This window comes from Candidatus Nanosynbacter sp. TM7-053 (assembly GCF_022828375.1).
GTDB lineage: Bacteria > Patescibacteriota > Saccharimonadia > Saccharimonadales > Saccharimonadaceae > Nanosynbacter.
Window position 1 is genome coordinate 78450 of the sequence record NZ_JAJQJX010000002.1, and the last position, 13104, is coordinate 91553.

At 43.8% G+C, this 13104-nt stretch carries 12 protein-coding genes; all 12 read left to right on the forward strand.

The window, feature by feature from the left end; all coding sequences use genetic code 11:
- Positions 1-55 precede the first annotated feature (55 nt).
- Positions 56-1477 (forward strand): pyruvate kinase, encoded by a 1422-nt coding sequence (gene pyk, locus LRM50_RS03360; RefSeq protein ID WP_243803792.1) that lies wholly within the window; start codon positions 56-58, stop codon positions 1475-1477.
- A gap of 11 nt (positions 1478-1488) precedes the next feature.
- Positions 1489-2727 carry a phosphoglycerate kinase gene (locus LRM50_RS03365; protein ID WP_243809870.1) on the forward strand — a complete coding sequence of 413 codons (1239 nt, stop codon included), beginning with the start codon at positions 1489-1491 and terminating at the stop codon, positions 2725-2727.
- A gap of 24 nt (positions 2728-2751) precedes the next feature.
- Positions 2752-3510, forward strand: coding sequence for a triose-phosphate isomerase (tpiA, locus tag LRM50_RS03370; RefSeq protein ID WP_243809871.1), 759 nt, complete (start codon positions 2752-2754; stop codon positions 3508-3510).
- Positions 3511-3524: 14 nt separating this feature from the next.
- Positions 3525-4763: a hypothetical protein gene (locus LRM50_RS03375; protein WP_243809872.1), complete on the forward strand. Its 1239-nt coding sequence runs from the start codon at positions 3525-3527 to the stop codon at positions 4761-4763.
- A 4-nt stretch (positions 4764-4767) separates the two neighbouring features.
- Positions 4768-6870, forward strand: a complete 2103-nt coding sequence (locus LRM50_RS03380) for an ATP-dependent helicase (RefSeq protein WP_243809873.1) — start codon at positions 4768-4770, stop codon at positions 6868-6870.
- 35 nt (positions 6871-6905) lie between these two features.
- Positions 6906-8096, forward strand: coding sequence for a resuscitation-promoting factor (locus tag LRM50_RS03385; RefSeq protein ID WP_243809874.1), 1191 nt, complete (start codon positions 6906-6908; stop codon positions 8094-8096).
- A gap of 91 nt (positions 8097-8187) precedes the next feature.
- Positions 8188-9213: a resuscitation-promoting factor gene (locus LRM50_RS03390; protein ID WP_243809875.1), complete on the forward strand. Its 1026-nt coding sequence runs from the start codon at positions 8188-8190 to the stop codon at positions 9211-9213.
- Entirely contained in the window at positions 9214-10002 is a 789-nt protein-coding gene (gene rsmA, locus LRM50_RS03395) for a 16S rRNA (adenine(1518)-N(6)/adenine(1519)-N(6))-dimethyltransferase RsmA (protein ID WP_243809876.1), read from the forward strand.
- A gap of 28 nt (positions 10003-10030) precedes the next feature.
- Positions 10031-11542, forward strand: coding sequence for a methionine--tRNA ligase (gene metG / locus LRM50_RS03400; RefSeq protein ID WP_243809877.1), 1512 nt, complete (start codon positions 10031-10033; stop codon positions 11540-11542).
- Positions 11543-11545: 3 nt separating this feature from the next.
- Positions 11546-12364, forward strand: coding sequence for a TatD family hydrolase (locus LRM50_RS03405; protein WP_243809878.1), 819 nt, complete (start codon positions 11546-11548; stop codon positions 12362-12364).
- 11 nt (positions 12365-12375) lie between these two features.
- Positions 12376-12654 (forward strand): hypothetical protein, encoded by a 279-nt coding sequence (locus LRM50_RS03410; RefSeq protein ID WP_243809879.1) that lies wholly within the window; start codon positions 12376-12378, stop codon positions 12652-12654.
- Positions 12655-13092 carry a hypothetical protein gene (locus LRM50_RS03415; RefSeq protein ID WP_129636418.1) on the forward strand — a complete coding sequence of 146 codons (438 nt, stop codon included), beginning with the start codon at positions 12655-12657 and terminating at the stop codon, positions 13090-13092.
- The last annotated feature ends 12 nt before the right edge of the window (positions 13093-13104 follow it).

The window sequence follows — 13104 nt, forward strand, 5'->3', positions numbered from 1 at the left end:
CAAGTCTCCTTGGCGCCATTTTTCATCACTGTTATTTCGTGATATAATTTTAAAAATGAGTGATAATATATTTAAACGAACAAAAATATTAGCAACAATTGGGCCAGCAACGTTCAGCCAAGAAAAGGTTTACCAATTGTTGGAGGCCGGCGTTAACGGCATCCGTATGAACTTTAGCCACGGCGCTAACGAGGAGCGAATTGAGCAGATCGATTGGGTGCGCACAGCTAGTAAACAGTTGGGCAAGCCTGTAGCAATTCTACAAGATTTGCAAGGTCCAAAGATTCGCCTGGGCGTTTTGAAAGATAACATGCTGAATGTTAAGGTTGGCGATATGTTAGTCTTGGACTCAGAAATTACTGAGCATGACGGCAGCTTCAATTTGCCAGTGCAGTACAATTTGGCGGAGAAGATGAAAGTCGGTGAGCCGCTTTACATGTTTGACGGCAAGATCAGAACGGTTGTACGAGAAATTGTTAGCCCAACTGCAATTCGCGTAGAAGTCCAGAATGATGGTTTTTTGATGAGCCGCAAGGGCTTGAACTTGCCAGACACAGATTTTGGTGGCGACATTCTTACTCAGAAAGATATTAACGATTTGGAATGGGGTGCAAGCCAAGATTTTGATTATGTTGCATTGAGTTTTATTCAAAAAGCTGATGACATTATTGATTTGCGTCGTCGATTGACAGACTTGGGCTCGACAGCCAATATTATTGCCAAGATTGAGACTAAGTCTGCCGTTGATCCAGAGAATTTGGAGGAAATCGTTAAGGCTAGTGACGGTATTATGGTTGCTCGCGGCGACTTGGCGGTGGAAGCTGGTGCGGAAATTGTCCCAGTTGTACAGCGTCGAATTATTGCCTTGTGTCGTAAATATTGCAAGCTAGTGATCGTTGCGACACAAATGATGGGCAGTATGGTTGACAATCCAGAGCCAAGTCGCGCTGAAGTTAGCGACGTTGCAAATGCCGTAATCCAAGGCGCTGACGTGGTTATGTTGTCTGACGAAACTGCCAATGGTAAATATCCTGTTGAGACCGTTCGTGCGATGCGCAAGACTATTATCTACACTCAAGAACACAGTGAAGTAATGTTGGTAGAAAAGGCTGAAATGCGTGAAAAAACTGACGCGATTTTAAGCTACACAGCAGCTCAATTGGCAAGGAGAATTAAGGCTCGAGCTATTATTGCGGAAACACACACTGGTGCTACTGCAATTAACGTTGCCGCATATCGTCCGAACCTACCAATTGTTTGTGTGACCGAAGATGTGAAGACTGCGCAAAAGTTGGCGCTAAGGTACGCTTCTCGTCCATATGTTCGACCAAACGACCCAAATGCAGCAACTAAGCTAGCTGATGAGTTGAAACAAGAAGGTTATTTCGGTGCGGACCCAGTTACGGTTGTGCTTGTTAGCGGCCACAATCCAGAACCAGGAAAAACTGACAATATCCAAGTCAAGACGTTGTCATAAGGAGAATTTGGGTGGGCAGAAAATTTCCGAAGCAAACAATTCGCGATGTTGATCTACGTGGAAAAACTATTCTTCTGCGAGCAGATTATAATGTGCCGCTAACAAAGCGCGGTCAGATTTCTGATGATCTAAGAATTCGTGCTTCGCTGCCCACGCTCCGATATTTGCTGGAGCAGAATTGCAAGATTGTTATCATGTCTCATCTGGGGCGACCAAAAGGTAAGGATCTTAAGTTTAGTCTGAAAGTTGTCGCAGATCACCTATCCAAGTTGCTGAGCCGTCCGGTAGAATTGCTGGATGATTGTGTGGGCGAAGCTGTTCATCAAGCCGTTCGCCGCGCGCCACGAGGCAGTATTCTTATGTTGGAGAATTTACGCTTTTATGACGAGGAGGAGGCTGATGATTTAACATTTGCCAAGTCAATTCAACGCGCTGTCCGAGCAGATTATTTTGTGCAGGACGGATTTGCGGTCGCACACAGGGCGCACGCCAGTACTCATGCGATTACATTGTGTGTTCCAGGGCTAGCGGGATTGCTATTAGAAAAAGAATATGTAACTATCACCGAGGCGATGAATAAGCCAAAACGTCCGTTGGTTGCGGTTATTGGCGGCGCGAAAGTTAGCGATAAAATATTGCTGATTAAGCGTCTGATTAAAAAGGCGGATCGGATTTTAATTGGCGGCGCTATGTCAAACACGTTTTTACATTGTCGTGGATTTAATGTCGGCAAGAGCGTGTTCGAGTCAGGAATGGAAAAGGTTGTCGCGGAAATTTATGATTTGGCGGCGGCTAAGGTTGGCGTAGAGAATGTTGACGATTTTTTGGTATTGCCGATTGATGTGGCAGTTGCGCCAGAGATTTCTAAGGATTTTCCTCGTCAAGAAGTTAATATTGATAAAATAAAGAACTCAGATATGGCGCTGGATATTGGAAGTCAGACAATTGAGAAATTCACGAAAATACTGGCCGGCGCGAAGATGGTTATTTGGAATGGTCCGCTGGGCTATGCTGAGATTGATAATTTTGCAATTGGTTCGGCACGAGTAGCGCTAGCTATTGCCCAGAATAAAGGGGTTGTTTCAATAGTCGGCGGTGGAGATACGGCTGATTTTATATTGAAATGGGACGGGCATGACGGTGCCAATTTTACCCATGTTTCCACTGGTGGCGGAGCTAGCATGGCCTTGATGGCTGGTAAAAAATTGCCTGGAATCGAAAGTTTACTAGACGCATACGGTTTGAGGTGATAAACTAAGCATAAGGATTATCTCATGAGAAAAAAGTTAATCATCGGTAACTGGAAAATGAACTTCAATATGCAGGAGGCTAGCTTATATTTGCATAAGCTGATGAATACGCTGCCGTCGCATAGAGATGTTGAAGTGGTGCTGGCGCCTACTATTTTGGCGCTGCAGAGTTTGAGTTTACAAATTAATCGTCGGATCGCTAAGTTGGCGGCTCAGAATTGCTATTGGCGGGATTCAGGCGCGTACACGGGAGAAATTCCAGCGGCGCATCTTCGTGGAATTGCTGATTATGTGATAATTGGCCATTCGGAACGTCGCTATATTTTCATTGAAAGCGAAAAAGATATTCGACTGAAAGTTCAGGCGGCAATTCGAAATCGTATTCATCCGATTTTGTGCGTTGGTGAAACGATTCAAGAGAAGACTCTTGGCGAAACGAAGGATGTTCTGGCTGATCAATTGACTAGCGGTCTGGCTAATGTGACGGCGGACGAGCTGGATGAAGTGGTTATTGCGTATGAACCAGTTTGGGCGATCGGTACTGGCGACAGCGCTAAAGCGTCTGATGTAAAAAAAGCCACACAGATGATTCGACGACATATTTCTCATTTGTATGGTAAAAAAGCGGCGGAATCAGTTCGAGTTGTCTATGGTGGAAGTATTACGTCAATAAACGCCGCGGATTATTTAGCAATTGATGAACTTGATGGTTTATTGGTTGGAGCAGCCAGTTTGGATGCATATCAATTTAAGGAGATAATCTCAAAAGCACATAAAGGTTAAAAAATAGGGGGCATATGACAGATATTGATTTTGATGAGTTGGATAGAGCGGTAAGCTCTCTTATGGATAAGCAGCGAGAAAAGGAAGCTCCAGTGGTGGCTAATGAAAATAATAACGAGGTTTCTGCGTCTGCGTCCGTAGAGGAAAAGTCTGAACCGGAGAACTCTATTGGTACTAGTTTTGCACCTCCGGTAACTCCATTTACGCCTTCGTCTGTTGCTTCTACTCCTTTATCATCGATCTCTCAGCCTGAAGTAAAAAAAGAGCCTTCTAACGACGATATGACTCCTAAAGAGATCGATAGTCCTGCGAATGAGAAAGTTGCTAACGACTCAATAATCAACAGAGCTCCTGGCGTGGCTGCTAGCGAAGTAAAAAGTACGTCTGTTATAGCAAAGCGTCCAACTGGTCGTTTCATGGATGTAGTTAGACCTTCATCTGTCAGCACTATCCAAAAACCTGCTGCCCCCACTCCATCCCGAACTGGCACGACAATTCAGCCTTCGCCTGATTTGGTGGACGTGATTAGTACAAATAATAGACATTCTGCGGTAGGGAAAGAAATGTCTGATATAGTTGCTCAATCAGATAATCTTAGTGACACCCCTGATCTTAAAGATGTACATAATGAATCTACTTTTGCGGAGATTGAAGATGCGCCTGCTGAGGAATTGTCATTGACAGATAAGATAGCGCAATCATTAGCCGTAAGTAATAGTGAAGCTTCTGCTACACCGATGACTACGCCGCTGGAATCTCCGTTTATCGCTAATGTTGAAGTGGAGAAGCGACCACTTGGTTCTGTTAACCAAACTATGACTAATTCTGAGATGAATAGCGATGAAGATACGTCTATGCCCGCTGATTCTGAGGATGTAAAATTGGAACATCAATACAATACCAATTTATCTAATTACAGCATGAGCGAAAATTCTTTGGGTGATGCACCCGACTCACCAATGGATTTGAGTCCAGAAATTATAGCAATTGAGGAGGCTGGTGTCCCTGAAGATTCAGACGATAAAATGTCCACTGACATTGACAGTTCTTTGATTGAGTCTTCTGAATTATCCGAAAAAGAAACTATGGATTCTGAGCCGGCACCGATGTTTGCCGCCGTATCTACAGAGGTAAAACCTTCAGCCGACAAAGAAAAGAAAAAATCTGGATTATTAATAGCGCTGCTTATTGTTCTATTTTTGGCAATTGGTATGGCTGGCGGCGCTGTTTCGTACTTTTTGCTGATAAAATAGATATATGTCTAAATTTACTGACGGATTAAATAGCGAGCAGGCTCGAGCGGTGACGCACGCTGATGGGCCACTGTTGATTTTGGCTGGAGCCGGATCTGGAAAGACCAAAACTCTGACCCATAGAATTGCTTATTTGATTGGCGAGTTGAAGATATTTCCTAGTCGAATATTAGCGGTTACATTTACTAATAAAGCTGCGAAGGAAATGCGTCAGCGATTGGCACAAATACTGGGTGAGGATTCTGAAAATCGGCAATTTATGCCGTGGATGGGAACTTTTCACAGTATTTGCGTGCGAATGTTGCGGATGGATGGTGAAAATATTGGTCTGAGCAAGCGATTCTTAATTTATGATACCGACGATCAAATAAGCTTGATGAAGCAAATTATGAAGGCTCGCGGTTTGACGGATAAAGATATTAAACCTCGAGCTGTACTTTCGGCTATTTCGAATGCTAAAAATGAAATGCGAAGTGCTGAGGATTTTTCGGCTTCAACTCGCGGCCCAAGAGAGCAGAAAATAGCTGAATTGTTTTTTGCTTATGAAAAAGCTCTGAAAGATGCTTCGGCGTTGGATTTTGACGATTTATTGATAAAAACTGTGGAATTATTGAGAAGTAAGCCAGACATTCGTCATAAATGGCAGCAGCAATTCGAACATATTTTGATTGACGAGTACCAGGATACGAATGCTGTGCAATATGTGTTAATTAAATTGTTGGTTAATTCGCGTCGCAATTTATGCGTGGTTGGTGATGACGCTCAGTCGATTTATAGTTTTCGCGGCGCTGATTACACTAATATTCTCAATTTTGAGCGTGATTTTCCAGGTACGACGGTGGTTAAGTTGGAGCAAAATTATCGTTCGACTGGCGCGATTTTGAATATGGCAAATGCGCTGATTAGTCATAATATTCATAGAACTGATAAAAATTTATGGACAGCGAATGGCGACGGTGTTGAGCCGAAATTATGGCAATTATATAATGAGTCCGAGGAGGCTTTGGCGATTGCGAATGAGATTCAGGCGCAAATTGCGAACGGTCGTCAATATGGCGACGTGGCGGTGTTGTATCGAACGAATGCACAAAGTTACGCAATTGAGCGAGCCCTGCGTCAGAGTTATATTCCGTATAAAATTGTCGGCGGTTTGCGATTTTTGGATCGAGCGGTTGTTAAGGATTTGTTAGCATATCTGCGATTGTTATATCAGCCGAGTGATCGAGTCAGTTTTTTGCGAATTGTGAATACGCCAAAACGTGGCGTTGGCGTGGTGAGTATTTCTAAGTTTTTGGACTGGAATGACGCGACAGGGAAGGACATAATTAGCGGGTTGCTGGCGGTTGAGGAGGCGGATACTTTGACAGCGCGCGCAAAACGTCCGTTGCTAGAGTTTGGTCAAAAATTGCACGATTTGCAGCAGGAAATTGACGGATCTCCGGCCGAACTGATTGAAAAAATCATGAAAAGTACTGGCTATGAAGATTTTATAAACGACGGAACGCCGCAAGCTGAGGAACGAATGGAAAATATCGGGGTGCTTTTATCGGAAGCGAAGGCTTACGTTGACGTGGCGACGTTTTTGGAAGAGATGGCTTTGATGTCTTCGACTGACACAACTGCCGATCAGCAAGTGACGCTCATGACGCTTCATGCGGCTAAAGGCTTGGAGTTTCCGGTGGTTTTTTTGGCGGGACTGGAAGAGGGGATTTTGCCGCACGCAAGAGTGTTTGATAGCGGCAATGCTGATGACGTTGAAGAGGAACGTCGATTGTGCTATGTTGGCGTGACTCGGGCGAGGGAAGAATTATTCGTTAGTTGTGCTAGCTCTCGGACGCAATTTGGTCAGATTGGCTATAATATGCCATCGAGGTTTTTGGATGAGATGGGCTTGATGGCTGGTGGTGTTGATAGGCCAGCTCAGCCGATGGTAGAGCCTGATTTTTATTCAGAAGATATTGGTTTGGAGGTTGGTGATCGAGTTCGCAGTCCGAGTTTTGGTTCGGGGGAAATTATTGACAGCGAAGGGCTAAGTGTTACGGTTCAGTTTGACAATGGAAATATTAAGAAATTGAACGTCGAGTTCGCGCGCTTGGAGAAAATTTGATATAATAAGAATACCTGCGTTGTGGGTGTGAACTTATGGGTATAAGATTACAAGCAAAACACTATTCTAAGAAAATTACGTTCGTTTCTGGCGCGATATTGATGCTGGTTAGCGGTTTATTTTTTGTCAATCAAGCATTGGCTGACGCTACTAAGCCAGCAGCTAAGGCTGGCGAAAAGTTGGTGACGATTTACGACAGGGGCGCAGAAAAGACGATTGTTACAAAAGCGAGGACGATTCGCGAGGCTTTGAAATTGGCTAAGTTTTCTATTGATGAACGCCAAGACGTAGTCGAGCCGAGTCTTGATTCGGAGATGGTGGCAGAGAGGTACAGCATTAACATTTTCCGCGCTCGTCCGATAACAATCGTCGATGGAAATAAACGCCTGAAAATAACCACAGCTGAACAAACGCCAGCTTTGATTGCGAAGGCTGCTGGAATTGAAGTTTTTGAAGAGGACAAAACTACTTTATCCAACTCTGATAATATGGCGGTTGATGGCGCAAACATGGTGATGAAAATTGACAGAGCGTCGATGGTTAATTTTGTACTTTATGGCAAAGAATCTGTCATTCGCACGCACGCTAAGACGGTTGGCGAGCTATTGAAAGAGAAGAATATTGATCCAAAGAAAGATGATACGCTATCCGTAGATCGTTCGGCAAAAATTATTCCTGGAATGAAAATTGAGCTTTGGCGTAATGGCAAGCAAACTATAACCGCCGAAGAAGATGTGAAATTTGAGGTTGAAAAAGTTCAAGACGCGAATCGAGATTCGGGATATCGCGAAGTAAAACAGGTGGGCGAGAATGGTAAGAAAAATGTCACTTATGAAGTTGAAATGAAGAACGGCGTAGAGGTGAGCCGTAAGGAAATTGCTAGTGTTGTAACAAAAGAGCCAAAGAAGCAGATTGAGATTGTGGGGACGAAAGTTAGTCTACCTTCTGGATCTCATTCGGATTGGATGTCTGCGGCTGGCATTAGCCCTGATGATTATGGCTACGTGAACTTCATTTTTACGAAAGAGTCAACTTGGCGAACAACGGCTAGGAATGGGCAATATGCTGGGCTCGGTCAGACGAATATAAATAAGCTTTCTCAGGCTTGTCCAAACTGGCAGAGTGATCCAGTTTGCCAGATTAGAGTTTTCAATAATTATGCGATAAGTAGATATGGTAGTTGGGCTGGGGCTTACAATGCATGGAATCGCCAAAAATGGTGGTAGACTAACGCTGGCGGCGTAAGTTGGTTGCAGTCTATAGATAAAAAGTGCTTAATCTGATATAATTTATTTGACTAGGTTAACAAGTCATTATATGATTATGCGCGCAAAAGGTTTATTTTTTGGAAAAATTATTGGATTGGCTGTGTTGGTTGCGATTGCGACTCCAATGATTTCGTTTGCTGATGGTAATGCTTCTAATGAACATCTAGTTCGTATCTATGATCGCGGTGAAGAAAAGACCATTATCACAAATGCATTGACCGTTCGGCAGGCCTTGCGTGCGGCTAAGATTACGATTGACGAAAAGATTGACGCGGTTGAGCCAAATATTGATATGGAATTGACAGGCGCAAAATACCAGGTCAATATTTTTCGCGCTCGTCCAATAACAATCGTCGATGGAAATAAACGCCTGAAAATAACCACCGCTGAACAAACACCGGCTTTGATTGCGAAGGCCGCTGGGCTGACTTTGTACCGCGAAGATAAGACGCATTTTACGAATTCTGACGATCTTTTGGTGAACGGTGTTGGTCTGGTGATGAAGATTGAGCGATCAAAACAGCGAACGATAACCGAAGAAGTTGATGTTAATTTTGAGATTGAGCAGATTAAGGACGATTCTCAGCCGATTGGATTTAAGAGTGTTAAGCAGCTTGGGGAAAAAGGTGTGCGGAAGGTGACTTATCAGGTTGAGGTAGAGAATGAGCGCGAGATTAGTCGTAAGGAAGTTGCTAGCGAAATCACAAAGCAGCCAAAGAAGCAGATTGAAATAATTGGCACGAAGCCTAAAAATCCATTGACGAAAAGTAAGGGCGCGCAGATATTTACCGACTCCAAGGGTGTGGCGCACCGCGAGACGTATTATGATTTGCCGATGAATATTGTGATAAAAGCTTGTGGTAGCGGCGGTACTTATACGGTGCGGGCGGACGGCGCGAAGGTCGATAGGGATGGCTATATTTTGGTGGCGGCTAATTATGGTAATTATCCGCGATGTTCGGTGGTTGAGACCAGCATGGGTCCGGGTAAGGTTTATGATACTGGTGGATTTGCAGCCAAACATCCGCACGGATTCGACTTGGCGACCGACTGGACGAATGGAGATGGACGCTAAATGGCTTCTTCTCGTGGACCAAAAAAATCGCTCGGACAGCACTGGCTGAAGGATCCGGAGATTTTGGCGGATATTGCTGAAGCGGCCGAATTGACGAGTGATGATGTCGTGTTGGAAATCGGACCAGGGTTAGGCACTTTGACTAGTCGCTTGTTGGCTCGGGCTAATTCAGTGACTGCCGTGGAATTTGACGCGGATTTGGCACGCAAGTTACCAGGGCAGTTTCCTGGTAAGAAATTAACTGTCGTAAACCAAGACATATTGCAATTTAATCTGAATCAATTGCCAAAAAATTATAAAGTTGTAGCCAATGTTCCATATTACATCACTAGCAAAATTGTTGAAAAATTGATGACCGCGGAAAATAAGCCGAGCATTGCGGTGCTGTTGGTACAAAAAGAAGTTGCCGAGCGAATTGCGGCAGAGGCTGGGAATATGAGCATTCTATCTGTGAGCGTTCAAGTTTTTGCCGAAGCGGAGCTGGATATTGAAGTTCCGAGGCAATTTTTTACGCCACCGCCAAAAGTTGACTCGCAGGTTGTAGTTTTGAGGACTCACGACAATCCGTTAATTATTCCAGAAGATCAGAGAGATTTTTTCCGCATTGTTAAGGCTGGATTTTCTGCAAAGCGTAAGAAGTTGCGTTCTAGTTTGAGCGGTGGGCTGGGGATTGATAAAAGTGCCGTGGAAGAATTGCTGAAAAATGCAGGAATTTCACCAGATGCTCGCGCTGAAGATTTGGCGATTGAAGATTGGAAGAGGCTACTGAAAGAGTGGTGTCTGCGATAATTGCTCTAGTGGTGATATAATATATATCATGACTAAGAAACACGCTTACATCACTACCGCTATTCCTTACGTAAACGGCTTGCCACACATTGGGCATGCTATGGATTATATGTTGTCAGATGTGTGGGCACGTTATTCCAGACAGAACGGGCGTGAAGTTCGTTTTCAGGCGGGCGTAGATGAACATGGTAATAAGATTGCCGCCAAAGCCGCCAGCCAAAATCAAACACCCCAAGAATATGTCGACCAAACGCACGTTAATTTTAAGAATATGATTGCTGAGCTGAATATTTCAGTGACTGATTTTATTCGAACAACTGACACGCATCACGTTGCTGCGGTGCAATATATTTGGCAAAAGCTCGTTGAGGCTGGTTACATTTACAAAGGTTCGTATGAAGGCTGGTATTGTCAGGGTTGCGAAGCTTTCGTTACGGATAAAGAAGCTGCCGATAATAATGGGGTTTGTCCAGATCATCAAACTCCGTATCAGCGCTTGAGCGAGGAAAATTACTATTTTAAAACCAGTGCTTTTTCGGACGATATTCGTCAGGCGATTGAGTCAAATAAAATGAGAATCGTGCCTGAATTCCGTAAAAAAGAGTTTTTGGAATTGATGAAAGATGGCTTGAAAGATGTGTCGGTTTCTCGTCCGCGTAAAAATCTTAGCTGGGGCGTGCCGGTTCCTGGTGATGATAATCAAGTCATGTATGTCTGGCTGGACGCTCTCAGTAATTACATTACGGTTATCGGTTATCCTGATCGTCCAGAAGAGTGGCAATCTTTTTGGCCGGCTGACGTGCAAGTCATTGGTAAGGACATTCTCCGTTTCCACGCTGGTATTTGGCCAGCAATGCTCATGGCACTAGACTTACCACTTCCGAAAGTATTGCTTGTTCATGGATTTATCAATTCTGGCGGAATGAAAATGGCAAAGAGTCTCGGAAATGGTGTTGGTCCAGCCGATATTATTCCAGATTATGGCGCCGAGGCGTTTCGATATTATTTCTTGCGCCACGTACCAACGCAAGATGACGGCGACTTTACTTGGGAAAAGTTTGAAGCTGCGTATAATGGTGAGCTTGGCAATGATTTGGGCAATTTGGTTCAGCGAGTCGCTAAAATGGTGCAGAGTTATCAAGCGGGCGTTATTGGCGACGCTCCACAGTCAGAGCACGACATGGGACCGTATCGTCAAGCAATGGAAAGTTATATGTTTGACCAAGCAATGGACGAAATTTGGCTAATTGTTCGCTCTCTGAATCAATATATTGAGCGAGTTCAGCCTTGGCAGGTTGCTAAAAATCGTGATAAAGATCCAGAAGCGGAGTCGCATTTGAGTGAGATCTTGGCGCACGCTTGTGGCACATTATTGCAAGTGTCTGACATGCTTCGTCCATTTATGCCGCAAACTGCCGAGAAAATTCATGATATGTTTGCTAGTGGTGTAGTGCCGTCAGAATTGACGCCTTTGTTCCCGCGCAAATATATTCACACGCCAGATCCACGCGCTTCGAAAACAGAATCTCAGGTTAAATAGTTTATGATTGAGGCTGATAAGAAAAGTGCGACTGAGGGTTTACGTCTGATAGATTCGCATTGTCATTTGCACGATACGGAATTTTTTACGGACAATCGCGAGCAATTTTACAAAGAAACGGTCGAGGCGAATATTGGTATTATTTGTGTCGGTACTGACCAGCGAAGTAGCCGCCAAGCTGTGGAATTTGCCGCGAACCATGAGTTTACTTGGGCGGCAATTGGCGTTCATCCGCACGATACGAAAGATGGCTGGGAAGATGTCAAAACTTTGCTGGAGAATAAGACGGAAAATTCTCCGATTGTGGCAATTGGTGAGATTGGGCTCGATTATTATTACAATAACAGTCCGCGGGAAACACAAATTGAGGGCTTGGAGGCACAACTTCAAATGGCAATAGATTATGATTTGCCGGTAAGTTTTCATGTTCGCGATGGCGCGAAGGGTCAGCCGTCAGTTTGGGATGATTTTTGGCCAATTTTTGACAATTTTCCTGGACTGCACGGCGTGTTGCATAGCTTTACCGATACGTGTGACAATTTGGAAAAAGGTTTTTCGCGAAATTTGTACGTTGGACTTAATGGAATTAGCACGTTCACAAAGGATCAATTGCAGAAAGAATTGTTCGCTTCAATTCCGCTGGAGCGATTATTGCTAGAAACTGACGCGCCATTCTTGACACCAGCGCCGTTTCGTGGTAATATAAACAAGCCAGAATATGTGAAGTTGGTGGCTGAATATTGGGCGAAGCAGCGAAATATTGATTTTGATGTTTTAAGCCAGGCCACTCTTCACAACACAAAAGAACTTTTTGGCATTTGAAAGTGGAGAAAATGAGTAGTACGCCGGAATGTGTTACAAAAACACCTGAAATTAAAGCTCTTAAAGAGGTTTATAGAATTTATTATAATGCCGAGAAGGATAACTTTGACTCTAAACTAAATCCCAATTTAGGAGAGGTCGCAGTTAAAGGTGGCAGTGATGAAGCGCTTAAGCACTGCAGGGAAGTGCTTGGTGAAAAAAAGAAGCCTACTGATCCTGTTGAGTCTGTGAAAGAAATTGGCAATATATTAGCAGATCTTCGAAAAACTAAAGCTAACGAGGTGCAATAAGTGACTAAGTTTTTGAAAAAAGTACGAAGTTTGGTTTTTGCTGATGATAGTGACGCAGTATCTTTGCTGAAATTTCGTAAAAAAGATCGTCCATTAAAGAAATTTACCGAGCGCGAGCTAATCCAATTGGAAAGTGAAATTGGCGCAACGATTTTTGGCGAGAAGCCGGCGTATGTTGCGCGACGAGAATTTTTTAATTTAGATAAAGATACCTGGATTTGGTATGAAGAAGTTGCCGATGGTAAGGGTGGTCGGCAAGAATTGACGACGCGTTATGAAGTGCAGCCAAAGGGGATTTTGAAGATTCAGCCGAATTATAGATATAGCTATTTGGAGGGCGACGAGCTTCAGAATTTTGTCTTGGCAACTAAGGAATATTACGAGCGAGTTTCTCGGCAATTATATAAGAAAGATCCGCAAACCGGTCAGCCGCTTTGATATAATAAAAAA

Bases quoted from the DNA above. Each gene is read 5' to 3' on its own strand.
- pyk (WP_243803792.1), top strand. From the start codon at position 56: ATGAGTGATAATATATTTAAACGAACAAAAATATTAGCAACAATTGGG.
- tpiA (WP_243809871.1), top strand. From the start codon at position 2,752: ATGAGAAAAAAGTTAATCATCGGTAACTGGAAAATGAACTTCAATATG.
- LRM50_RS03375 (WP_243809872.1), top strand. From the start codon at position 3,525: ATGACAGATATTGATTTTGATGAGTTGGATAGAGCGGTAAGCTCTCTT.
- LRM50_RS03380 (WP_243809873.1), top strand. From the start codon at position 4,768: ATGTCTAAATTTACTGACGGATTAAATAGCGAGCAGGCTCGAGCGGTG.
- LRM50_RS03385 (WP_243809874.1), top strand. From the start codon at position 6,906: ATGGGTATAAGATTACAAGCAAAACACTATTCTAAGAAAATTACGTTC.
- LRM50_RS03390 (WP_243809875.1), top strand. From the start codon at position 8,188: ATGATTATGCGCGCAAAAGGTTTATTTTTTGGAAAAATTATTGGATTG.
- rsmA (WP_243809876.1), top strand. From the start codon at position 9,214: ATGGCTTCTTCTCGTGGACCAAAAAAATCGCTCGGACAGCACTGGCTG.
- metG (WP_243809877.1), top strand. From the start codon at position 10,031: ATGACTAAGAAACACGCTTACATCACTACCGCTATTCCTTACGTAAAC.
- LRM50_RS03405 (WP_243809878.1), top strand. From the start codon at position 11,546: ATGATTGAGGCTGATAAGAAAAGTGCGACTGAGGGTTTACGTCTGATA.
- LRM50_RS03410 (WP_243809879.1), top strand. From the start codon at position 12,376: ATGAGTAGTACGCCGGAATGTGTTACAAAAACACCTGAAATTAAAGCT.